The sequence below is a fragment of the Streptomyces sp. 12E genome (assembly GCF_055633275.1).
This window is the reverse complement of record NZ_JBVNCJ010000001.1, coordinates 2,900,034-2,923,145: the sequence shown is the minus strand read 5'-3', so window position 1 is coordinate 2,923,145 and position 23,112 is coordinate 2,900,034. Positions and strand designations below refer to the sequence as shown.

Sequence of the window (23,112 nt, the reverse complement as noted above, 5' to 3'; positions counted from 1 at the left end):
GCCATCAGCTCCCCGGGGTGGCGCCGGGGCCGTGGCCCCGAACGCCGGCGGCGCGGGCCAGTTCGAGGTCGAGGGCCTCGCGGCGGATGCGCTGGTCGACGTAGAGGAGCACGGTGACGCCGGCCGTGATCGGGAACGTGATCATGGCGCCGATGACCGAGCCGATGCCGCTGACGATGAGGAACGTCCAGCCCATGTCGCCGCCGGCGCTGTTGAGGAAGCCGGAGACGCCGTCGCCGCCGACGGCGGCGGCGAGGAAGGTGAAGGGGATGACGATGATCGACGCGACGACGTTCGCGATGACCGTCGCGAGCAGCTGGATGCCGAAGACGCGCCACCAGGAGCCGCGGACCAGTCTGGCGGAGCGGCTCATCGCCTTCCGGATGCCCTGCTTCTCCAGCATCAGGGTGGGCGATGCCAGCGACAGGCGGACCATGAGCCACACGGTGACGACGACGGCGCCGATCAGGCCCAGGACGGTGAGGGCGACGCCCGCCCCGCCGCCCACGGTGAGGGCGACGAGGAACCCGGGCAGCGCGCCGACGGCCATGATGCCGACGGTGATGAGCAGCAGCAGGCAGATCAGGCCGAACAGCTTGACGATCTGGGGGCGGGCGTCGCGCCAGGCCTCGCCGGTGGTGACCGACTTGCCGAGTACCGCGCGGCTGGTGACGGTCGTGAGCAGGGCGGTGGCGGCGACGGTGCCGACCAGGGTGACGAGGAAGACCACGCCGGAGTTGAGCAGGGAGTCGCTCATGGCGTCGGTCAGTTCGTCGAGGGTGGCGCTGGGGTCGTTGAGCACCGCGGTGCTGGAGGAGTCCAGGGCGAGGCCCTGGAGCAGCACGACGACGATCTCGGTGAGGACGGCGACGGCCAGCGAGATGCCGAGGACCGTGCGCCAGTAGGTGCGCATGGTGGAGACGGCGCCGTCGAGGATCTCGCCCACGCCGAGCGGGCGGAGCGGGATGACGCCGGGCTTGGCCGCGGGCGGGGGGCCTCCCCAGCCGCCGCCCCAGTTGCCTCCCCAGGCGCCGTGTCCGCCGCCGTAACCGCCGGGGCCGCCGGGCGGTGGGGCGCCCCAGCCCGGGCCGGGCGGCGGGGGCGGGGGAGTCTGGCCGGGGGCCGTGGGGCCGGGCGGGCCGGTGGGCGCGGACCACTGGCCGGGCGGCGGCTGTTCCTTCGACCACTTCACGCCCGGGTCCTGAGGGGCTTGGCCCGGCTGCTGGGGCTGGTCGGCGGGGTGCTGGGGGCCTGGACGGCCGGCGGGCTCGGCAGGGCCGGACGCGCCCGGTCCCTGCCCCTCGGACGGGGCGGATCCGGGCGAGGCCCAGCCCGGAGTGTCGTTCATCGTCGCTCCTTCACGGTGCCCGTCCGCGGTCGCGGCGGCGGCTTGGCAGCCATCGTGCCATGGGGTGGTCATCGACTGACCTGCCGAGGTGAGGGCTGCGTACCTTCAATTGTCCGCGCGACAGGGGGCAGACTGGCTGCATGGCTGATCAGTACGCGCACAGCGGCGACAACAACCGGCCGACCGAGATTCCCGCGCTGCGCTGGGAAGAGCCCCCCGAAGGCCCCGTCCTGGTCCTGCTCGACCAGACGAGGCTGCCGGCCGAGGAGGTCGAACTCGTCTGTACGGATGCGCCGGCGCTGGTGGAGGCGATCCGCTCGCTCGCCGTGCGCGGCGCCCCTCTGCTGGGCATCGCGGGAGCCTACGGTGTCGCGCTCGCCGCCGTACGGGGCTACGACGTGGACGATGCGGCGGCGGCGCTGGAGAGCGCCCGGCCCACCGCGGTGAACCTCGCCGTCGGCGTACGCCGGGCGCACTCCGCCCACCAGGCCGTTCTCGCCCGCGGCGGGGACACCCGGCAGGCGGCCGGGGCCGCGCTGGCCGCGGCGCGGCAGCTGCACCGGGAGGACGCCGAGGCCAGTGCCCGGATGGCCGGGCACGGGCTGGCGCTCCTCGACGAGCTGCTGCCCGGTGGCGGGCACCGGATCCTCACGCACTGCAACACCGGTTCGCTGGTGTCGGGCGGCGAGGGGACGGCGTTCGCGGTGGCGCTGGCGGCGCACCGGGCGGGGCGGCTGCGGCGCCTGTGGGTGGACGAGACGCGTCCGCTGCTGCAGGGTGCTCGCCTGACGGCGTACGAGGCGGCACGCAGCGGCATGGCGTACACCCTGCTCACCGACAACGCGGCGGGATCGCTGTTCGCGGCGGGCGAGGTGGACGCGGTGCTCGTCGGCGCGGACCGCATCGCGGCCGACGGCTCGGTGGCGAACAAGGTGGGGAGCTATCCGCTCGCGGTGCTCGCGCGGTACCACCATGTGCCGTTCATCGTGGTGGCACCGGTGACGACGGTGGATCCCCGGACGCCGGACGGGTCGTCCATCGAGGTGGAGCAGCGTCCAGGGCACGAGGTGACGGAGGTCATGGCACCGCAGGTACCGGTGGCCGGAACGGAAGCAGGAGGGGGGATTCCGGTGGCGCCCCTGGGGACCCAGGCGTACAACCCGGCGTTCGATGTGACGCCGCCGGAGCTGGTGACGGCGATCGTCACCGAGGAAGGTGTCGTTTCGCCCGTGACGGACGAGGCCCTGGCCGCGCTGTGCGCCAGGTCACGCCAGGTCACGATGAGCTAGTGGGATGATGTCGTTTATGAAGGGACGAGTCCTTGTCGTCGACGACGACAGCGCACTGGCCGAGATGCTCGGCATCGTGCTGCGCGGTGAAGGTTTTGAGCCGTCTTTCGTAGCCGACGGCGACAAGGCGCTGGCCGCCTTCCGTGAGGCCAAGCCCGATCTGGTGCTCCTGGACCTGATGCTGCCCGGCCGGGACGGCATCGAGGTGTGCCGTCTGATCAGGGCGGAGTCCGGGGTGCCGATCGTGATGCTGACGGCGAAGAGCGACACCGTCGATGTCGTGGTGGGCCTGGAGTCCGGGGCCGACGACTACATCGTCAAGCCGTTCAAGCCGAAGGAGCTGGTGGCCCGTATCCGGGCGCGGCTGCGCAGGTCGGAGGAGCCGGCGCCGGAGCAGCTCGCCATCGGCGACCTGGTGATCGACGTGGCCGGGCACTCCGTGAAGCGGGACGGGCAGTCGATCGCGCTGACGCCGCTGGAGTTCGACCTGCTGGTCGCGCTCGCCCGCAAGCCGTGGCAGGTGTTCACGCGTGAGGTGCTCCTCGAGCAGGTCTGGGGCTACCGTCACGCGGCGGACACCCGGCTGGTGAACGTGCATGTGCAGCGGCTGCGCTCCAAGGTCGAGAAGGACCCGGAGAAGCCGGAGATCGTGGTGACCGTCCGTGGGGTCGGATACAAGGCAGGACCGAGCTGACATGTCCGGGGACAGTGCCGCTTCGGCGTCCGGCCGGTCCGGGGGCCGTCCGGGGCGGCCTGTCGGCCGGAAGACCCGGGATTCCCGCTGGGGGCGCCTGCTCGACGGCGGGCTGCTGCAGGGCGGGGTCCAGGGCAGCCCGGTGATCCGGCTGTTCGTGCGCTGGGTGCGCCGGCCGCTGCTGCCCGTCATGCGGCTGTGGCGGCGCAACATCCAGCTCAAGGTCGTCGTCACCACGCTGCTGATGTCGCTGGGCGTGGTCCTGTTGCTGGGCTTCGTCGTCATCGGCCAGGTGCGCAACGGTCTGCTGGACGCCAAGGTGAAGGCGTCGCAGAGCCAGGCCACCGGCGGGTTCGCGGTGGCCAAGCAGCAGGCCGAGGAGGCCGTGAGCGTCACGGGCGACGACGGCGCGGCGGTGGACGGCCGTCCCTCGCAGAGCGTCATCCAGTGGATGAGCGACCTCGTGGAATCGCTCTCCAGCGGCGGACAGGGCGCCTTCGACGTGGTGACCCTGCCCGCGGGCGACGAGAGCGGCAGCGGGCGCGGACCGCGCGCCTCCGGTGAGGTCAATCCGACGGCGAGTGTGCCGGCGGCGCTGCGGGAGAGGATCGACGCCAGCGGGGCGGCGGCCCAGAGTTACACGCGCATCGTCTACGACACCAAGAAGGAGTCCCAGCCCGGTCTGGTCATCGGCAAGCAGGTCAACGACCCCAACAGGGACCCGTACCAGCTGTACTACCTCTTCCCGCTCACCCAGGAGGAGAAGTCGCTGAGCCTGGTCAAGGGCACCCTGGCGACCGCCGGACTGTTCGTCGTCGTCCTCCTCGGGGCGATCGCCTGGCTCGTGGTGCGCCAGGTCGTCACGCCGGTGCGGATGGCGGCCGGGATCGCCGAGCGGCTGTCCGCGGGGCGGCTGCAGGAACGGATGAAGGTCACCGGCGAGGACGACATCGCGCGGCTCGGCGAGGCCTTCAACAAGATGGCGCAGAACCTCCAGCTGAAGATCAACCAGCTCGAGGACCTGTCGCGGATGCAGCGCCGGTTCGTGTCGGACGTGTCGCACGAGCTGCGCACGCCGCTGACGACGGTGCGGATGGCCGCGGACGTCATCCACGAGGCGCGGGAGGACTTCGACCCGGTGACCGCTCGGTCGGCGGAGCTGCTCGCCGACCAGCTGGACCGGTTCGAGTCGCTGCTCGCGGACCTGCTGGAGATCAGCCGCTTCGACGCGGGCGCGGCGGCGCTGGAAGCGGAGCCTATAGACCTGCGCGAGGTCGTGCGGCGGGTGGTCAGCGGGGCGGAGCCGCTCGCCGAGCGCAAGGGCACGAGGATCAAGGTCGTCGGCGACCAGCAGCCCGTCGTCGCCGAGGCCGATGCGCGACGCGTGGAGCGCGTGCTGCGGAACCTGGTCGTCAACGCGGTGGAGCACGGCGAGGGCAAGGACGTCGTCGTCAAGCTCGCCGCGGCCGGCGGGGCGGTCGCGGTGGCGGTGCGCGACTACGGCGTCGGGCTCAAGCCCGGTGAGGCGACCCGGGTCTTCAGCCGCTTCTGGCGGGCCGACCCGGCACGCGCGCGTACCACCGGCGGCACGGGGCTGGGGCTGTCCATCGCCCTGGAGGACGCGCGGCTGCACGGCGGCTGGCTCCAGGCGTGGGGCGAGCCGGGCGGCGGCTCGCAGTTCCGGCTGACGCTGCCCAGGACCGCGGACGAACCGCTGAGGGGATCGCCGATACCGCTGGAGCCCAAGGACTCGCGGCGCGACCGGGGGCCGGACGACGCCGGCCTGCCGCGCGGCGGCGGGGACGACGAGAAGCGCGCGACGGTGTCGGCGCGGCAGGCGGGCGCCGACGGGGCGGCGCGGGATCCGCTCGCGCTGAGGCCGGCGACCGTCGCCCCGACGGCCGACCCCACCGCACTGCCCGGCAACGGGGCGCGCGTGGTGGCCCGGCCCGCCCCACCGGCACGGACGGGCGGTACGCGGACGACGTCCGGGGCGCGGAGCGGGAGCGCGGACGCCGATGACGGGTTCCCTGAGGCCGGCGACGATCCCGCGGGATGGCTGGACGACGGGGGTCCGGGGGCGTCGGCCGCGGGAAGCGGCGACGGTACGGAGCCGGGGGCGGACGACGGCCGGGACCGGGGTGCGGAGGCTGGCCGGGAGCCGGAGCGCGGGGCCGGGGCGGCCGGCGGCGAGGACGGTCGGAGTGGGGCGCGGGATGCGGACACGGACGGGGAGGCTTCGCGTGGGCGGCGGTGAGCGCGGCCGGGGGGCACGGGTGCGGACGGTGGGATACGCGGCCAGCGGGGTCGTTCTGCTGGCCGGGTGCGCCTCGATGCCCGACAACGGGGACCTGCGGGGCGTCGAGTCGACGCCGCGGCAGGACACACAGGTGCGGGTGTTCGCCATGCCGCCCAGCGAGGACGCCACCCCCACGCAGATCGTGCAGGGTTTCCTGGAGGCGCTGACCAGTGACGATCCCGACTACAAGACCGCGCGCCAGTACCTGACCCGTGAGGCGGCGAAGACCTGGAAGCCGGAGCTGTCCACCACCGTGCTGTCGGACGGGCCGGGTGCCCAGGTCGACCGTCCGGACCGGCGGGACGAGGGCTCCCTGTCCTACACGCTGACCGGGACCAAGGTCGCCACGGTGGACGCGCAGCAGTCGTACGCGCCGGCCTCCGGTCCCTACGACGAGCTGGTGCACCTCACGAAGGACGCCAAGACCGAGCAGTGGCGCATCGACGCGGTGCCGCAGGGTGTGGTCATGGGCAAGTCGGACTTCCAGCGCAACTACATGTCGGTCAACAAGTACTACTTCGCCTCGGAGAGCGCGGGATCGCCGCCGATGACGGTCGCCGACCCCGTCTATGTGCGCAGTCACGTGGACCCCACGACCCAGATGGTGCGCTCCCTCATCGAAGGGCCCACGACCTGGCTGGATCCTGCCGTCAGGACCGGTTTCCCCGAGGGGACGGCGTTGCGGAAGGGAGCCGGCCCGCTGACCCCGGACGACCGGGGCAGGCTGATCGTGCCGCTCAACGACAAGGCGGCCGAGGCCGGCACCGGCCGGTGCGAGGAGATGGCGGCCCAGCTGCTGTTCACGCTGCGCACGCTCAGCCCCGCGGTGGACGAGGTCGAGCTGCGGGCCGGCGGCGGGCAGCTGTGCTCGCTCGCCCAGGAGGGCGCCGAGACCGTGGCCACCCGGGGCGCGCTGGGCCGGCCCGACTACCTGTACTTCGTCGACGGCGAGGGCCGGCTCGTGCGGATCACCGCGGGCAGCGACGACACCGAGCCCGCGCCGGTGCCCGGGGCACTGGGCGAGGGCGAGAAGGCGCTGCGGTCGGTGGCGGTCGCCCGGGACGAGCGGACCGCGGCCGGGGTCTCCCTCGACGGCAAGTCGCTGTTCGTCGCCCCGCTGGTGGCGGGGAGTTCCTTCGAGGAGCCCGTGCTGCGCAGCACGGGCAGCACCGAGGAGGACGGACTGACCACGCCCAGCTGGGACGCGCAGGGCGGACTGTGGGTGGCCGACAGCGACCCCGTCGACCCGCGGCTGTACCTGCTGGAGGAAGGCGCGGGGGAGCCGGTGCAGGTACGGGCACCGGGGCTGGACGGCCGTGTGCGGGCGGTCCGGGTGGCCGCCGACGGGGTGCGGATCGCGCTCGTCGTGGAGAAGGACGGCCGGAGTTCCCTGGTGATCGGGCGGATCGACCGGAACGGCGGGACGGGTGAGCGGCCGACGGTCACCGTGCTGGACCCGCGCTCCGCGACGCCGGAGCTGGAGCAGGTCACGGCCATGTCCTGGGCCGGGGACGGCCGGCTCGTGGTGGTCGGTCGCGAGCAGGGAGGGGTGGAGCAGATGAAGTACGTCGAGGTCGACGGCTCCACGCCGGACGTGCCGCCGCCCGCCGCCCTGACCGGCGTCGAGGCCGTCACCGCCTCCGAGGACGAACAGGCGCCGCTGACGGCCTACTCGGTGGACGGGATCGTACGGCTGCCCTCGGGGGCGCAGTGGCAGAAGGTGACGGAGGGGACCGCGCCGGTCTACCCGGGGTGAGCCGGGCCCGGCCCCCGGGTTGTCCACAGGGGTGGCCGGGCACGGCGGGCGTTGGCACAGTGGTCCCATGCGGGACTGGTGGCGGGACCTCACCGACCTGGTGCTCCCGGCCGAGTGCGGCGGCTGCGGCAGACCCCGTACGGTGCTCTGCGCCCGGTGCCGCACGGCGCTGAGCGGGGCGGTGCCGTGCCGGGTGCGGCCGGTGCCCGAGCCGGCCGGGCTACCGTCGGTGCACGCGGCGGCCCGGTACGCGGACGAGGTGCGCGCCACGCTGCTGGCCCACAAGGAGCGGGGCGCCCTGGCCCTCTCCGGACCGCTCGGCGAGGCGCTGGCCGGAGCGGTGCGGGCGGGACTGGGAGCGGTCCGTGCCCCGGACGCGGGCGGCGGCTCGGTGCTGCTCGTCCCCGTGCCCTCCGCACGGCGGGCGGTGCGGGCGCGCGGGCATGATCCCGTCCGGCGGATCGCGTACGCGGCGGCGGGTGAGCTGCGGCGGGCGGGGGTACCCGCACACGTGCTTCCCGCGCTGCGGCAGCGACGGGGCGTGGCCGACCAGTCGGGGCTCGACGCCCGGCAGCGGCTGGCCAATCTCGCGGGCGCGCTGACGGTTGCCCCGGGCTGCGGCCGGCTGCTCTCGGCGGGCCGGGTCGTCCTGGTCGACGACCTGATGACGACCGGGGCGTCGCTGGCCGAGGCGGCGCGTGCCGTACGGGCCCGGTCGTGGGCCGAATCGCCCGGCCGGGGCGCCGGATCGAGTATTCCGGGGCACGCGTCCGTGTACAGGGGAGGGACACGGGAAAGGAGAGGGGAACAGCGGAACGGACCAGCTCAACAGTGGGCGGGCCGGCGGTCCGGTCGGACGCCGGTCGCGGCGGGCGCCGACGGCACCGTCGAGGGGATGTGCGCGGCCGTCGTCGCGGCGTCTCCGGATGCTTTTGAAATAAACCGGAACTGATGGGGAACGTGCGTCGTTGCAGGTAATGAGAAGGCCAATTCAGCAGAATGGAGGTACGGCGCGGTAGAGGGTGACGGCATCCGTCCGGGCGAGATATGTTCGGTTGTGAGGGAAAGCCGCAGGCCACACCTCTCGAATCCGATTACCGTGCTGCGGGTTTTTCGTTTTCACCCGTGTCGGTGGAGTGGAGATCTCGCCCATGGGGGAGGAGGTGGACGTCACCGAGTCCGAGGTTCCGGGCGTCACCGGAATCTGGTGCAAAAGGGAGACGCTCCGCACCGAGGCGGAGTGATCCGGGAACGGAGTTCTGCGTGGACATCGTCGTCAAGGGCCGCAAGACCGAGGTGCCCGAGCGGTTCCGGAAGCACGTGGCCGAGAAGCTGAACCTGGAGAAGATCCAGAAGCTCGACGGCAAGGTGATCAGCCTCGACGTCGAGGTGTCCAAGGAGCCCAACCCCCGACAGGCCGACCGCTGCGACCGGGTGGAGATCACGCTCCGCTCCCGCGGTCCGGTGATCCGGGCGGAGGCAGCGGCGAGCGACCCGTACGCGGCGCTCGACCTGGCGGCGGAGAAGCTGGACGCCCGGCTGCGCAAGCAGCATGACAAGCGTTTCTCGCGACGCGGTGCGCGCAGGATCTCGGCCGCCGAGGTCCCCGACCACGTCCCGGGCGTGGCGACGCTCAACGGGGTCGGCGCGAGCTCCGCCGCGGAAGAAGAGGGAGCCGTCCCCACCAAGAAGATCGGCTCCCTGGAAGTCCAGGGGGACGGCCCCCTGATCGTCCGTGAGAAGACCCACGTGGCAGCGCCCATGACCCTCGACCAGGCTCTCTACGAAATGGAGCTGGTCGGGCACGACTTCTATCTGTTCGTCGATTCCGAGACCAAGGAACCCAGCGTCGTCTACCGGCGGCACGCCTACGACTACGGCGTGATCCACCTCAGTACGGACACGATGGTCACCCAGACACAGTCCCCCGAGGCGGGCGGGACGCTCGGCGGCTGATCCGCCGCGTGACGGCCGAGCCGGTGCCCCTGGTGCGCGTGTGCGCCCCCAGGGGCACCGGTGTGCGACCACTCGGCGCGCACACCGGCACCCCGGTGTCGGCGAGGCATGGAATCATGGCTGCAACGGTCCAACCGGTGGGCCGTTGCCTTGGGTTGGCGATGGTCAGGACCACAGGCCACAGCCTTCAGGGGGAGGAACGATGGCGGACAGCTTCGGACCGATGCGTGACGAGGGCGCCGACGACGGCGTCGTCGGCATGGGCCCGGACGCGGACACTCCACACAAGGAGCCGATCAGGGTCCTTGTGGTGGACGACCACGCGCTGTTCCGCCGCGGACTGGAGATCGTGCTCGCGGCCGAGGAGGACATCCAGGTCATCGGCGAGGCGGGGGACGGTGCCGAGGCGGTGGAGAAGGCCGCCGACCTGCTGCCCGACATCATCCTGATGGACGTGCGGATGCCCAAGCGGGGCGGGATCGAAGCGTGCACCTCCATCAAGGAGGTGGCGCCCAGTGCGAAGATCATCATGTTGACGATCAGCGACGAGGAAGCCGATCTCTACGACGCCATCAAAGCGGGCGCGACCGGTTATCTCCTCAAGGAGATCTCCACGGACGAGGTGGCCACCGCCATTCGCGCGGTGGCCGACGGACAGTCGCAGATCAGCCCGTCCATGGCGTCGAAACTGCTCACCGAGTTCAAGTCGATGATCCAGCGCACCGACGAGCGCCGGCTGGTTCCCGCGCCCCGGCTGACGGACCGTGAACTCGAAGTCCTCAAGCTGGTGGCCACGGGAATGAACAACCGCGACATCGCCAAGGAACTGTTCATCTCCGAGAACACCGTGAAGAACCACGTGCGCAACATCCTGGAGAAGCTCCAGCTGCACTCTAGGATGGAGGCGGTGGTCTACGCGATGCGGGAGAAGATCCTCGAGATCCGGTGACGGCCTCCCCGCGTCAAGCGAGGAGCCGGCCGAGCTCCAGGGCGAGGGCCTCGCGCAGCTCCGGCGCGTCCACCCGCTCCACGCGCACGTCCGTGCAGTCCACCCAGCCCGCGGCCTCCACCAGGGCCCGGGCCACGGCGGGGACCGCCTTGCGGCCGTCCAGCGTGACCTGCCTGGCCACCAGCGTGCGGCCCTCACGGGCCGGGTCGACCCGGCCGACGAGCCTGCCGCCCGCGAGGACGGGCATCGCGAAGTAGCCGTGCACCCGCTTGGGCTTGGGGACGTAGGCCTCCAGGCGGTGAGTGAAACCGAAGATCCGCTCCGTGCGCGCCCGTTCCCAGACCAGGGAGTCGAACGGGGACAGCAGCGTCGTACGGTGCCGGCCGCGCGGCGGTGTCGCCAGGGCCGCAGGGTCGGCCCAGGCCGGCTTGGACCAGCCCTCCACCGTGACCGGGACCAGACCCGAGTCGTCGATCACCGCGTCGACCTGCTCCCCCTTGAGACGGTGGTAGTCGGCGATGTCCGCGCGCGTGCCCACGCCGAGGGACCGGCCGGCCAGGCGGACCAGACGGCGCAGGCACTCGGCGTCGTCCAGCTCGTCGTGCAGCAGCTCCGCGGGGATCGCCCGCTCGGCGAGGTCGTAGACCCGCTTCCAGCCGCGGCGCTCGACGCACACCACCTCGCCGTACATCAGGGCGCGTTCGACGGCGACCTTGGTGCCGGACCAGTCCCACCACTCGCTGGTGCGCTTGGCGCCCCCCAGCTCCGTGGCCGTCAGGGGGCCCTCCGCGCGGAGCTGCTTGATCACCTGGTCGTACACGCCGACGGGGAGCTCGTGGCCCCAGGGCGTGCGGGCGCGGTAGGCGCGGCGGCGGAAGGCGAAGTGCGGCCACTCCTCGACGGGGAGGATGCACGCGGCGTGCGACCAGTACTCGAACGCGTGCGGCGGCCGGTCCCCCTGCTTCCAGTACGCCTCCTCGACGGTCCGGCGCCCCACGGCGCCCAGACGGGCGTACGGGATGAGCTCGTGGGAGCGGGCGAGGACGGAGATGGTGTCGAGCTGCACCGCGCCCAGATGGCGCAGGACGCCCCGGACGCCCGAGCGGCGGTCCGGGGCGCCGAGGAAGCCCTGGGCCCGCAGGGCGATGCGGCGGGCCTCGTCTGCCGTCAGTTCCGTGGTCGGACGCGGAAGGGTCGTCATACGTCCGCACGATAGAGGGCGGCACTGACAACGGCGGAGGGCCCGGGGCTCACCCCCGGCCGGGGACGTAGGGCGTCGTGGAGGGAAGCCCCAGGTCGGACGGGAGCAGGGAGCCCACCCAGCCGTCCCGCAGCACTCCCTTGTTGCTGAGCGAGGAACGCAGCACGCCCTCGATGGTGAAGCCGGCGCGCTCCGCCACCGCGCGGGAGGCGACGTTGCCCACCTCCGCGCGCCACTCCACGCGGTCGACCGACATCCGGGTGAAGGCCCAGCGGGAGGCGGCGAGGGCGGCCTCGGTGATGTAGCCGTTGCCGCGGTGCTCCTTCGCGCCCCAGAAACCGATCTCGGCCGTCCCGAGGGAGCGCATGGTGAGGCTGAGCATGCCCGTGAGCTCCCCGGTGGGCAGGAAGACGCCGAAGGTGAACATCGAACCGTCCGCCCACCCGTCGGGAGCGATCTGCTCCGTGAAACCCCGCGCGTGCTCCGGGAGGTACGGGGAGGGGATCGTGGTCCAGCGCTGGATGTCCGGGTCCTGGCAGATCGCGTACACGGCGTCGGTCTCCTGCGGGCCGACCGTGCGCAGCAGGAGGCGGTCGGTGGTGAGCGTGACGGGTTCCATCGGCCGATTCTGCTCACGCGGGGGTGGAGGGCGCCATCCCTTTCGCGGTGCGTGAGGTGGTGATCACCCTTCGCGCAATTCGCCGGCGTGGGGCGGCACCATCCGGGGGGCCCGGACGTTGTCCTTTTGAAGCAGCCGTGAGACGGATGGGAAGCAGCCGACGGTCACCCCCGCGGCAGGCCTCCCGGCGTGACGGGGTCCTCGCATACGATGGCCGTTGCTCAGTCAGTGAAATGGAAACCGACCGTCCCAGGCCCGACCGGCAAGGAGACCAACCCCCGTGTCCGTCCTCTCGAAGATCATGCGTGCAGGCGAAGGCAAGATCCTGCGCAAGCTGCACCGCATCGCGGACCAGGTCAACTCCATCGAAGAGGACTTCGAAGGCCTCTCCGACGCCGAGCTGCGGGCCCTCACCGACGAGTACAAGCAGCGGTACGCCGACGGTGAGAGCCTGGACGACCTGCTCCCCGAGGCCTTCGCCACCGTCCGTGAGGCCGCCAGGCGCGTCCTGGGCCAGCGGCACTACGACGTCCAGATCATGGGCGGCGCCGCCCTGCACATGGGCTACGTGGCCGAGATGAAGACCGGTGAGGGCAAGACCCTCGTCGGCACCCTGCCCGCGTATCTGAACGCCCTGTCCGGTGAGGGCGTCCACATCATCACGGTCAACGACTACCTGGCCGAGCGCGACTCCGAGATGATGGGCCGCGTCCACAAGTTCCTGGGCCTGAGCGTCGGCTGCATCCTCGCCAACATGACGCCGGCCCAGCGCCGCGAGCAGTACGCCTGCGACATCACCTACGGCACGAACAACGAGTTCGGTTTCGACTACCTGCGCGACAACATGGCGTGGTCCAAGGAGGAGCTCGTCCAGCGCGGGCACAACTTCGCCATCGTCGACGAGGTCGACTCCATCCTCATCGACGAGGCCCGTACACCGCTGATCATCTCCGGTCCGGCCGACCAGGCCACCAAGTGGTACGGCGACTTCGCCAAGTTGGTCAAGCGCCTCAAGCGCGGCGAGCCCGGCAACCCGCTCAAGGGCATCGAGGAGACCGGCGACTACGAGGTCGACGAGAAGAAGCGCACGGTCGCCATCCACGAGTCCGGTGTCGCCAAGGTCGAGGACTGGCTGGGCATCGACAACCTGTACGAGTCGGTGAACACCCCGCTCGTGGGCTACCTGAACAACGCCATCAAGGCCAAGGAGCTCTTCAAGAAGGACAAGGACTACGTCATCATCGATGACGAAGTCATGATCGTGGACGAGCACACCGGCCGTATCCTCGCCGGCCGTCGCTACAACGAGGGCATGCACCAGGCCATCGAGGCCAAGGAAGCGGTGCCGATCAAGGACGAGAACCAGACCCTCGCCACGATCACGCTGCAGAACTTCTTCCGCCTCTACAAGCGCCACGACCACGACGGCAAGGAGATCCCCGGCCTGTCCGGCATGACCGGTACGGCGATGACCGAGGCCGCCGAGTTCCACCAGATCTACAAGCTCGGCGTGGTGCCCATCCCGACCAACCGTCCGATGGTGCGCAAGGACCAGTCCGACCTGATCTACCGCACCGAGGTCGCCAAGTTCGAGGCGGTCGTCGACGACATCGAGGAGAAGCACCGCAAGGGCCAGCCGATCCTCGTCGGCACGACGTCGGTGGAGAAGTCGGAGTACCTCTCGCAGCAGCTCAGCAAGCGCGGCATCCAGCACGAGGTGCTGAACGCCAAGCACCACGAGCGCGAGGCGTCGATCGTCGCCCAGGCCGGTCGCAGGGGCGCCGTCACCGTGGCCACCAACATGGCCGGCCGTGGTACGGACATCAAGCTCGGCGGCAACCCCGAGGACCTCGCCGAGGCGGAGCTGCGCCAGCGCGGCCTCGACCCCGAGGAGCACATCGAGGAGTGGGCACACGCCTTGCCCGAGGCGCTCAAGCGTGCCGAGGAGGCGGTCAAGGCCGAGAAGGAGGAGGTCGAGAAGATCGGCGGCCTCTACGTCCTGGGCACCGAGCGGCACGAGTCGCGGCGCATCGACAACCAGCTGCGCGGTCGTTCCGGCCGTCAGGGCGACCCCGGCGAGTCCCGTTTCTACCTCTCGCTCGGTGACGACCTGATGCGGCTGTTCAAGGCCCAGATGGTCGAGCGCGTGATGTCCATGGCGAACGTGCCGGACGACGTGCCGATCGAGAACAAGATGGTCACGCGCGCCATCGCCTCCGCCCAGTCGCAGGTGGAGACGCAGAACTTCGAGACCCGCAAGAACGTCCTGAAGTACGACGAAGTCATGAACCGGCAGCGCGAGGTCATCTACGGCGAGCGGCGCCGCGTCCTGGAGGGCGAGGACCTGCACGAGCAGATCCAGCACTTCATGGACGACACCATCGACGCCTACGTCCAGGCCGAGACCGCCGAGGGCTTCCCCGAGGACTGGGACCTGGACCGGCTGTGGGGCGCGTTCAAGCAGCTGTATCCGGTGAGCATCACCGTCGAGCAGCTCGAGGAGGAGGCCGGCGACCGGGCCGGGCTGACGGCCGAGTTCATCTCCGAGTCCATCAAGGACGACATCCGCGCGCAGTACGAGGCCCGTGAAGCGCAGCTCGGTTCCGAGATCATGCGCGAGCTGGAGCGCCGGGTCGTGCTGTCGGTCCTGGACCGCAAGTGGCGCGAGCACCTCTACGAGATGGACTACCTCCAGGAGGGCATCGGCCTGCGCGCGATGGCGCAGAAGGACCCGCTGGTCGAGTACCAGCGCGAGGGCTTCGACATGTTCCAGGCCATGATGGACGGCATCAAGGAGGAGTCCGTCGGCTACCTGTTCAACCTGGAGGTCCAGGTCGAGCAGCAGGTCGAGGAGGTCCCGGTCGAGGAGGTCAAGCCGGTGGCCGACCTGGAGAAGCAGGACGCGGTGCCCGCGCAGGCGGGTCCGCGCCCCGAGATCCGGGCCAAGGGGCTCGACGCACCGCAGCGGCGGGGCCTGCACTTCTCCGCGCCGACGGTGGACGGCGAGGGCGGCACCATCGAGGGCGACTTCGCCACCGACGACGAGCCGGTGCGCTCCGAGGCGGACGGCCTCACGCGCGCGGAGCGTCGCAAGCAGGCGAAGGGCGGGCGTCGCCGCAAGAAGTGAGCGGTTGTGAGCGGGCCGAGGGCCGGGCACCCCAGGGTGCCCGGCCCTCGGGCTTCGCGCGTGCGCTCAGCGGGGGGCCGGGCGGTGCGCCCGCGGACCGCCCAGCTCCACGGCGGTGCAGCGCCAGCGCAGGTCCCGGCCCTGTTCCAGCCGGAAGGCCATGGCGCGCAGTCTGTCCCCGGCCCCGATCCGGGCGAACACCTCGAGGGCGCCCTCGCGGGGCTCGAACCAGCCGATGTCGCGTACGACGGGACGGACACCCCGGGTACGCAGCGGCCCGCGCTCGGCGAGCCGCACCAACTCGTCGTAGGCCCGCCCGGCGGTGTGCCGCAGCATCGCGTGCACGGGTCGCTGCCCGCTGAGGACGGCGAGCAGCAACTCGGCGAAGTGGTCGGTGGGACCCGGCCGGAGGACGACGGGGCGGCGGGGAGACCGGTCGGTGACGCGCGGGCGGGCGCCGGTTGGCGGACGGTTGTCGGCGGGCCGGGTCGGGAGAACCGCGGCGGCCGGCCGGCGCCCGCCGGGAGAGGGCGCGGTGCGGGTCCTGCCGGTGGGGACACGGGGCGGGGCGGTGCTGGTGGGGGACGGCGGGCTCCCGTCGGGGGACGGGGCGGGTGCGGCGCTTCCCGCGGAGGTGCGGGGCGTGGTGGGGCCGGTGGCGGCCGGGCGGCCCTGGACGGTGCGAGCGGTGGGTGCGGGTCCTCCCGAGGCCGTGCGGGGTGCGGCGGTGCCGGTGGGGGACGGCGGGCTCCCGTCGGGGGACGGGGCGGGTGCGGCGCGGCCCGTGGGAGTGCGGGGCGCGGTGGCGGCCGCGGGGCGGCGGGGGTCTCGGCGGGTGGGGGGACGGTGTGAGGGGCGGTGCTGGGTTCTGGTCATGACCTTGTGCATGGGGACCCCGTTCGACGGGCCCGGGGCGGCCGGGGGCCGTACCGGGCGGTAACTCCGTGATGGGGATCTTGTACGGGGCCGTTCGGTGCGGTGGCAAGGAGGCGGAGAGCGGGCCGGAAGAGCGGGGAGATTCACTTATCAGAGTGATGCGGAGGGCCTCGGCCCCGTGTTCACGCGGACGTGCCGGGTGAATTCCGGGACGGAGGTGGACGCGTCGGAGGGTGTGGGCGGGGACTCGATGGGGGACGCCCGCACGTATCCTGAAGGCTCTTCCGGAGCCCCGATGACACGAAAGCAGCCGATATGCGCGTCTACGTCCCCCTGACCCTCCCCGGGCTCGCCGAGGCGTACAGGACGGGTGCGCTGGGCGACGGGCCGTTCCTCGCGTACGCCGTGACGCCCGCGCTGCGCGAGTGGTACCTCTCCGACGACATCGAGGAGCTGGAGTACGCCGCGCTCAGCCGCGCCGCGCTGGCCTCCCTGCGGCTGCTGGCGGCGGACGCCGGTGCGCCGCGGCGCCGGGTCGTGGTCGCCGTGGACGTGTCCGACGAAGCCGCCTCGGCCGACCCCGACCGGGGCCTCGACCCGGCAGCCCTCGGCGAGGTGCGGGTCACCCGCGCCGTACGGCTGGCCGAGGCGGCCGCGGTGCACGTGGACGCGGCGGACGCGGAGGCGGACGTGACGGCCGCCGCGGAGGCGCTGCCCGCGGCGGACGGCGGGGACGACGACGCCCAGTTCACGGTGGACGGCGCGGAGGACCACGAACTGCTGTGGTACGCCACCCAGGAGATCCCCGGCCTGCTCGGCTGACCCGCGGCCCTCCCCGATGTCAGTGCGGGCGGGTAGTTTTCGGGCATGGGGATGCACACGGACGCGCACATCGTCTGGGACTGGAACGGCACGCTGTTCCACGACGTCGACGCGGTCATCGGGGCGACGAACGCGGCCTTCGCCGAGCTGGGCCTGGAACCGCTCACGCTGGAGCGGTACCGGGAGCTGTACTGCGTGCCGGTGCCGAAGTTCTACGAGCGGCTGCTGGGGCGGCTGCCCAGCCCGGCCGAGTGGGAGCTGATGGACGCCACCTTCCACCGCCACTACACGGAGCACCACGTGCGGTGCGGGCTCGCCGAAGGCGCGGTGGAACTGCTGACGGGGTGGGGATCGGCCGGCCGCAGCCAGTCCATCCTCAGCCTGTACGGGCACGAGGACCTGGTCCCGCTGGTGAGGGGCTTCGGCATCGAGGCGCACTTCATACGGGTCGACGGGCGGACCGGCCCCTCCGGGGGAGGCAAGGCGGAGCACATGGTGCGCCACCTGCGCGCGCTGGCCGGGGTCGACCCGGCGCGCACGGTGGTGATCGGCGACGCGGCCGACGACGCGCTGGCCGCACTGCACGTGGGGGCGCGCGCCGTCCTGTACACCGGCGGCTCCCACGGCCGCGCCAGCCTGGAGGCGGTGGGCGTCCCGGTGGTGGACACCCTGCGGGAAGCCGTGGCGGAGGCGGAGCGCCTGGCGGCTTCCTGAAGCGCGCGCACTGTGCAGAACGTCAAAGTTCGGGGCCTGGTTTTGTACACATACGGCTCATGACGGGGGACCTGGGGGGAGCGATAGCCTTGGTGGCGTGATCAGCGCGATAGCTCGCGGGGGCCTCGGTGTCCCTGCTGTGCGCCCGGGCGGCACGGACGACATCCGTGCCCGGGTGGCGGTCGCTGGTCTTCGCGGGCGGCGCGGGGCCAAGAGGGCACCCGGGACGCGGCGTCCCCCAGGGGAACAGGTGTCGCCGAGAGCGGCGTCACACCCGTCGGGCGCACCGAATTCGACCGAGAAGCCCCCGCTCCTCCTTCCTCACGGCATAGCGTCGGTACAGACCGGACACCCCGTGTCGTACCACCGCACCACGAGGTCGGAGACCGTACTTCCTTCTACGTCACGCAACGGCGCGCGACAGGAGCCAGAGGACCATGCAGACCAAGCTGGACGAAGCCAAGGCCGAGCTGCTCGAAAGGGCGGCACGGGTAGCTGAGAACAGCCCGGCCGGGGGGAAACTGCCGACCGGGACGACGGACAAGGGCATGCCCGACCGGGACACCGTGCTCGAGTTCCTCCAGCGCTACTACCTGCACACCGCCCCGGAGGACCTGACCGACCGTGACCCGGTCGACGTCTTCGGAGCCGCCTACTCGCACTACCGGCTCGCCGAGAGCCGTCCCCAGGGCACGGCCAACGTCCGCGTCCACACCCCGACCGTCGAGGGGAACGGCTGGACCTGCAGCCACTCCGTCGTCGAGGTGGTCACCGACGACATGCCCTTCCTGGTCGACTCCGTCACCAACGAGCTGACCCGCCAGGGCCGCGGCATCCACGTCGTCATCCACCCGCAGTTCGTGGTCCGCCGGGACGTCACCGGCAAGCTGATCGAGGTGCTCGCCACCCCGGCCGGCGGCGACCTCCCGCAAGACGCCCGGGACCTCCCGCACGACGCGCACGTCGAGTCCTGGATCCACGTGGAGATCGACCGCGAGACCGACCGCGGCGACCTCAAGCAGATCACCACCGACCTGCTGCGGATCCTCTCCGACGTCCGCGAGGCCGTCGAGGACTGGGGCAAGATGCGCCAGGCCGCGACCGCGCTGGCCGAGGCGCTGCCCGGCGAGCCCGTCCCCGCCGACCTGCCCGCGCCACAGGTCGAGGAGGCCCGCGAGCTGCTGCGCTGGCTCGCCGACGACCATTTCACCTTCCTCGGCTACCGCGAGTACCAGCTCCGTGAGGACGACTCGCTGGCCGCCGTCCCCGGCACCGGCCTCGGCATACTGCGCTCCGACCCGCACCACTCCGCCGACGAGGGCGACCCGGTCAGCCCGTCCTTCGAGCGGCTGCCCGCCGACGCCCGCGCCAAGGCGCGCGAGCACAAGGTGCTGGTGCTGACCAAGGCCAACAGCCGGGCCACCGTGCACCGGCCCTCGTACCTGGACTACATCGGCGTCAAGAAGTTCGACGCGGACGGCAACGTCGTCGGCGAGCGGCGCTTCCTCGGACTGTTCTCGTCCGCCGCCTACACCGAGTCCGTGCGCCGGGTGCCGGTGATCCGGCGCAAGGTCGAGGAGGTCCTGGAGCGGGCCGGCTTCTCGCCGCACAGCCACGACGGGCGCGACCTGCTCCAGATCCTGGAGACCTACCCGCGCGACGAGCTGTTCCAGACCCCGGCCGCCGAGCTCCAGTCCATCGTGACCTCGGTGCTCTACCTCCAGGAGCGCCGCCGGCTCCGGCTCTACCTGCGCCAGGACGAGTACGGGCGCTACTACTCCGCCCTCGTCTACCTGCCGCGCGACCGCTACACCACCGGTGTGCGCCTGCGGATCATCGACATCCTCAAGGAGGAGCTCGGCGGCATCAGCGTCGACTTCACCGCCTGGAACACCGAGTCGGTCCTCTCCCGGCTGCACTTCGTGGTCCGCGTCCCGCAGGGCACCGAACTGCCCGAGCTGTCCGACGCCGACAAGGAGCGCATCGAGGCCCGGCTCGTCGAGGCCGCCCGCTCCTGGGCCGACGGCTTCGCCGAGGCGCTGAACGCCGAGTTCGGCGAGGAACGCGCCGCCGAGCTGCTGCGCCGCTACGCGGGCGCCTTCACCGAGGGCTACAAGGCCGACCACCCCCCGCGCGGCGCCGTCGCCGACCTGGCGCGTCTCGAGGAGCTCGACGAGGAGCGGGACTTCGCGCTCAGCCTGTACGAACCGGTGGGCGCGGGTGCCGAGGAGCGCCGCTTCAAGATCTACCGCAAGGGGGAGGCCGTCTCCCTGTCCGCGGTGCTGCCGGTGCTCCAGCGGCTCGGCGTCGAGGTCGTCGACGAGCGGCCGTACGAGCTGCGGTGCGCCGACCGCAGCGTGGCCTGGATCTACGACTTCGGCCTGCGGATGCCCGGGGGCGCCGACCGTCTCGGCGACGACGCCCGGGAGCGGTTCCAGGACGCCTTCGCGGCGACCTGGACCGGCAAGGCGGAGAACGACGGCTTCAACGCCCTCGTGCTCAGCGCCGGACTGACCTGGCGGCAGGCCGTGGTGCTGCGGGCGTACGCCAAGTACCTGCGCCAGGCGGGTTCCACCTTCAGCCAGGACTACATGGAGGACACACTCCGCCACAACGTCCACACCACCCGGCTGCTCGTCTCCCTGTTCGAGGCGCGGATGTCGCCGGACCGGCAGCGCGCCGGGCACGAACTGGTGGACGCGCTGCTGGAGGAGCTCGACGCCGCCCTCGACCAGGTCGCCTCGCTGGACGAGGACCGCATCCTGCGTTCCTTCCTCACGGTCATCAAGGCGACGCTGCGCACCAACTTCTTCCAGGAGGCGAGCGGCGGCGTGCCGCACGACTACGTCTCCATGAAGTTCGACCCGCAGGCCATCCCCGACCTCCCGGCGCCGCGCCCGGCGTTCGAGATCTGGGTGTACTCGCCGCGCGTCGAGGGCGTGCACCTGCGCTTCGGCAAGGTCGCGCGCGGCGGTCTGCGCTGGTCGGACCGCCGGGAGGACTTCCGCACCGAGATCCTCGGCCTGGTCAAGGCGCAGATGGTGAAGAACACCGTCATCGTGCCGGTGGGCGCCAAGGGCGGCTTCGTCGCCAAGCAGCTGCCCGACCCGAACGCCGACCGCGACGCCTGGATGGCGGAGGGCATCGCCAGCTACCGGACGTTCATCTCGGCGCTGCTCGACATCACCGACAACATGGTGGCCGGCGAGGTCGTGCACCCGGCGGACGTCGTCCGGCACGACGAGGACGACACCTACCTCGTCGTCGCCGCGGACAAGGGCACCGCGAAGTTCTCCGACATCGCCAACGAGGTCGCCGAGTCGTACAACTTCTGGCTCGGTGACGCCTTCGCCTCCGGCGGCAGCGCGGGCTACGACCACAAGGGCATGGGCATCACCGCCCGCGGCGCCTGGGAGTCCGTGAAGCGGCACTTCCGGGAGCTGGGCGTGGACACCCAGACCCAGGACTTCACGGTCGTCGGCATCGGCGACATGTCCGGCGACGTGTTCGGCAACGGCATGCTGCTCAGCGAGCACATCCGCCTGGTCGCCGCCTTCGACCACCGGCACATCTTCATCGACCCGAACCCGGACGCGGCCGTCTCCTACGCCGAGCGCCGCCGTCTGTTCGAGCTGCCGCGCAGCTCCTGGGAGGACTACGACACCGGGCTGCTGTCGGCCGGCGGCGGGGTCTTCCCGCGCAGCGCCAAGTCCATCCCGCTCAACTCGCAGATCCGCGAGGCCCTCGGCATCGAGCCCGGCGTCACCAAGATGACCCCGGCCGACCTGATGAAGACGATCCTCACCGCGCCGGTGGACCTGCTGTGGAACGGCGGCATCGGCACGTACGTCAAGGCCTCCACCGAGTCCAACGCCGACGTCGGCGACAAGGGCAACGACGCCATCCGCGTCGACGGCAAGGACCTGCGGGTCTCCGTCGTCGGCGAGGGCGGCAACCTGGGCATGACCCAGCTCGGCCGGATCGAGTTCGCGCTGCACGGCGGCCGGCTCAACACCGACGCGATCGACAACAGCGCGGGCGTGGACACCTCCGACCACGAGGTGAACATCAAGGTCCTGCTCAACGGTCTCGTCAAGGACGGCGACATGACCGTCAAGCAGCGCAACAAGCTGCTGGCGGAGATGACCGACGAGGTCGGCGCCATGGTGCTGCGCACCAACTACGCGCAGAACACCGCCATCGCCAACGCGCTGGCGCAGTCCAAGGACATGGTCCACGCCCAGCAGCGGTTCCTGAAGCACCTGGTGCGCGAGGGCCTGCTGGACCGGGCCCTGGAGTTCCTGCCCACCGACCGCCAGATCCGCGAGCGGCTCGCGTCCGGGCAGGGCCTGACCGGGCCGGAGACGGCCGTGCTGCTGGCGTACACGAAGATCACGGTCGCCGAGGAGCTGCTGGGGACCTCGCTGCCCGACGACCCGTACCTGAAGGTGCTGCTGCACGCGTACTTCCCGACGGCGCTGCGCGAGCAGTTCCCCGACCGGATCGACACCCACCCGCTGCGCCGTGAGATCACCACGACGGTGCTGGTCAACGACACGGTCAACACGGGCGGTACGACGTATCTGCACCGGATGCGCGAGGAGACCGGCGCGTCGCTGGAGGAGATCGTCCGGGCGCAGACCGCGGCCCGCGCGATCTTCCGCTCCTCGGTGGTGTGGGACGGGGTCGAGGCGCTCGACAACAAGGTGGACGCGGACGTCCAGACCCGCATCCGGCTGCACTCGCGCCGCCTGGTGGAGCGCGGTACGCGCTGGCTGCTCAACAACCGGCCGCAGCCGCTGGAGCTGGCGGAGACGGTGGAGTTCTTCGCCGAGCGGGTCGAGCAGGTCTGGGCCCAGCTGCCGAAGCTGCTGCGCGGCACGGACCTGGACTGGTACCAGCGGATCTACGACGAGCTGAGCGGCGCCGGGGTCCCGGACGAGCTGGCCACCCGGGTCGCCGGGTTCTCCTCCGCCTTCCCGACGCTCGACATCGTGTCGGTGGCCGACCGGACGGGCAAGGAGCCGCTGGACGTCGCCGAGGTGTACTACGACCTCGGGGACCGGCTGCGCATCACCCAGCTGATGGACCGCATCATCGAGCTGCCGCGCGCCGACCGCTGGCAGTCCATGGCCCGCGCGGCGATCCGCGAGGACCTGTACGCGGCGCACGCGGCGGTGGCCGCGGACGTGCTGGCGGTGGGCGACGGCTCGTCGACGCCGCAGCAGCGCTTCGAGCTGTGGGAGCGGAAGAACGCGGCGCTGCTGGGCCGGGCCCGCACCACGCTGGAGGAGATCCACGGCTCCGACGCGTTCGATCTCGCCAACCTGTCGGTGGCGATGCGGACGATGCGGACGCTGCTGCGGTCGCACTCGTAGGCAGGTGCGCGAGGGCGCTCCGGGCCGTCGGGCCCGGGGCGCCCTCGCGCCGTTGTGGTGCCTTGGGTGGGTGTGGGCGGGGAT

The 23,112-nt window shown here is 71.8% G+C and carries 15 protein-coding genes; 11 read left to right on the top strand and 4 right to left on the bottom strand.

All coding sequences use genetic code 11. From position 1 onward, the window contains the following. Nucleotides 1-4 precede the first annotated feature (4 nt). Nucleotides 5-1,348: a DUF7847 domain-containing protein gene (locus ACZ8ZB_RS13620; protein ID WP_470737981.1), complete on the bottom strand. Its 1,344-nt coding sequence runs from the start codon at nt 1,346-1,348 to the stop codon at nt 5-7. 140 nt (nt 1,349-1,488) lie between these two features. Between ACZ8ZB_RS13620 and mtnA the strand changes: the two genes are divergently transcribed. The 7 genes from mtnA (at nt 1,489) to ACZ8ZB_RS13585 (ending at nt 10,291) form a co-directional block, all read left to right on the top strand. Beyond that, entirely contained in the window at nt 1,489-2,637 is a 1,149-nt protein-coding gene (gene mtnA / locus ACZ8ZB_RS13615; protein ID WP_470737980.1) for an S-methyl-5-thioribose-1-phosphate isomerase, read from the top strand. Between the two features lie 4 nt (nt 2,638-2,641). Next, nucleotides 2,642-3,331 carry a two-component system response regulator MtrA gene (gene mtrA / locus ACZ8ZB_RS13610; RefSeq protein WP_004930665.1) on the top strand — a complete coding sequence of 230 codons (690 nt, stop codon included), beginning with the start codon at nt 2,642-2,644 and terminating at the stop codon, nt 3,329-3,331. Between the two features lies 1 nt (nt 3,332). Then, nucleotides 3,333-5,588, top strand: a complete 2,256-nt coding sequence (mtrB, locus tag ACZ8ZB_RS13605; RefSeq protein ID WP_470737979.1) for an MtrAB system histidine kinase MtrB — start codon at nt 3,333-3,335, stop codon at nt 5,586-5,588. Beyond that, nucleotides 5,548-7,386: an LpqB family beta-propeller domain-containing protein gene (locus ACZ8ZB_RS13600; protein WP_470737978.1), complete on the top strand. Its 1,839-nt coding sequence runs from the start codon at nt 5,548-5,550 to the stop codon at nt 7,384-7,386. Before mtrB ends, ACZ8ZB_RS13600 begins: the two co-directional genes overlap by 41 nt. A gap of 67 nt (nt 7,387-7,453) precedes the next feature. Beyond that, complete coding sequence (locus ACZ8ZB_RS13595) at nt 7,454-8,338, top strand: ComF family protein (RefSeq protein WP_470737977.1); 885 nt, start codon at nt 7,454-7,456, stop codon at nt 8,336-8,338. Nucleotides 8,339-8,649: 311 nt separating this feature from the next. Beyond that, nucleotides 8,650-9,342, top strand: a complete 693-nt coding sequence (hpf, locus tag ACZ8ZB_RS13590) for a ribosome hibernation-promoting factor, HPF/YfiA family (protein WP_470737976.1) — start codon at nt 8,650-8,652, stop codon at nt 9,340-9,342. Between the two features lie 202 nt (nt 9,343-9,544). Then, entirely contained in the window at nt 9,545-10,291 is a 747-nt protein-coding gene (locus tag ACZ8ZB_RS13585) for a response regulator (RefSeq protein WP_470737975.1), read from the top strand. Nucleotides 10,292-10,304: 13 nt separating this feature from the next. Here ACZ8ZB_RS13585 and ACZ8ZB_RS13580 read toward each other — a convergent pair whose 3' ends face one another. After that, nucleotides 10,305-11,492 carry a winged helix-turn-helix domain-containing protein gene (locus tag ACZ8ZB_RS13580; RefSeq protein ID WP_470737974.1) on the bottom strand — a complete coding sequence of 396 codons (1,188 nt, stop codon included), beginning with the start codon at nt 11,490-11,492 and terminating at the stop codon, nt 10,305-10,307. A 49-nt stretch (nt 11,493-11,541) separates the two neighbouring features. Continuing rightward, nucleotides 11,542-12,111: a GNAT family N-acetyltransferase gene (locus tag ACZ8ZB_RS13575; RefSeq protein ID WP_470737973.1), complete on the bottom strand. Its 570-nt coding sequence runs from the start codon at nt 12,109-12,111 to the stop codon at nt 11,542-11,544. 280 nt (nt 12,112-12,391) lie between these two features. Between ACZ8ZB_RS13575 and secA the strand changes: the two genes are divergently transcribed. Next, on the top strand, nt 12,392-15,238 hold the full coding sequence (gene secA / locus ACZ8ZB_RS13570; protein ID WP_470737972.1) for a preprotein translocase subunit SecA: 2,847 nt from the start codon (nt 12,392-12,394) through the stop codon (nt 15,236-15,238). 66 nt (nt 15,239-15,304) lie between these two features. Here secA and ACZ8ZB_RS13565 read toward each other — a convergent pair whose 3' ends face one another. Then, the gene (locus ACZ8ZB_RS13565; protein ID WP_470737971.1) at nt 15,305-16,114 is read right to left on the bottom strand and encodes an Rv3235 family protein; all 810 of its coding nucleotides are present in this window, start codon (nt 16,112-16,114) and stop codon (nt 15,305-15,307) included. A 315-nt stretch (nt 16,115-16,429) separates the two neighbouring features. On the opposite strand from ACZ8ZB_RS13565, the gene ACZ8ZB_RS13560 reads away from it, so the two are divergent. From ACZ8ZB_RS13560 to ACZ8ZB_RS13550, 3 genes are all read left to right on the top strand, one after another. Further along, the gene (locus tag ACZ8ZB_RS13560) at nt 16,430-16,936 is read left to right on the top strand and encodes a DUF6912 family protein (RefSeq protein WP_470737970.1); all 507 of its coding nucleotides are present in this window, start codon (nt 16,430-16,432) and stop codon (nt 16,934-16,936) included. Between the two features lie 45 nt (nt 16,937-16,981). Then, nucleotides 16,982-17,650 (top strand): HAD family hydrolase, encoded by a 669-nt coding sequence (locus ACZ8ZB_RS13555; protein WP_470737969.1) that lies wholly within the window; start codon nt 16,982-16,984, stop codon nt 17,648-17,650. Nucleotides 17,651-18,087: 437 nt separating this feature from the next. Beyond that, the gene (locus ACZ8ZB_RS13550) at nt 18,088-23,028 is read left to right on the top strand and encodes an NAD-glutamate dehydrogenase (RefSeq protein ID WP_470737968.1); all 4,941 of its coding nucleotides are present in this window, start codon (nt 18,088-18,090) and stop codon (nt 23,026-23,028) included. Nucleotides 23,029-23,112: the final 84 nt, after the last annotated feature.

Bases quoted from the DNA above. Each gene is read 5' to 3' on its own strand.
- ACZ8ZB_RS13620 (WP_470737981.1), bottom strand. From the start codon at position 1,348: ATGAACGACACTCCGGGCTGGGCCTCGCCCGGATCCGCCCCGTCCGAG.
- mtnA (WP_470737980.1), top strand. From the start codon at position 1,489: ATGGCTGATCAGTACGCGCACAGCGGCGACAACAACCGGCCGACCGAG.
- mtrA (WP_004930665.1), top strand. From the start codon at position 2,642: ATGATGTCGTTTATGAAGGGACGAGTCCTTGTCGTCGACGACGACAGC.
- mtrB (WP_470737979.1), top strand. From the start codon at position 3,333: ATGTCCGGGGACAGTGCCGCTTCGGCGTCCGGCCGGTCCGGGGGCCGT.
- ACZ8ZB_RS13600 (WP_470737978.1), top strand. From the start codon at position 5,548: ATGCGGACACGGACGGGGAGGCTTCGCGTGGGCGGCGGTGAGCGCGGC.
- ACZ8ZB_RS13595 (WP_470737977.1), top strand. From the start codon at position 7,454: ATGCGGGACTGGTGGCGGGACCTCACCGACCTGGTGCTCCCGGCCGAG.
- ACZ8ZB_RS13585 (WP_470737975.1), top strand. From the start codon at position 9,545: ATGGCGGACAGCTTCGGACCGATGCGTGACGAGGGCGCCGACGACGGC.
- ACZ8ZB_RS13580 (WP_470737974.1), bottom strand. From the start codon at position 11,492: ATGACGACCCTTCCGCGTCCGACCACGGAACTGACGGCAGACGAGGCC.
- ACZ8ZB_RS13575 (WP_470737973.1), bottom strand. From the start codon at position 12,111: ATGGAACCCGTCACGCTCACCACCGACCGCCTCCTGCTGCGCACGGTC.
- ACZ8ZB_RS13565 (WP_470737971.1), bottom strand. From the start codon at position 16,114: ATGACCAGAACCCAGCACCGCCCCTCACACCGTCCCCCCACCCGCCGA.
- ACZ8ZB_RS13560 (WP_470737970.1), top strand. From the start codon at position 16,430: ATGCGCGTCTACGTCCCCCTGACCCTCCCCGGGCTCGCCGAGGCGTAC.
- ACZ8ZB_RS13555 (WP_470737969.1), top strand. From the start codon at position 16,982: ATGGGGATGCACACGGACGCGCACATCGTCTGGGACTGGAACGGCACG.
- ACZ8ZB_RS13550 (WP_470737968.1), top strand. From the start codon at position 18,088: ATGCAGACCAAGCTGGACGAAGCCAAGGCCGAGCTGCTCGAAAGGGCG.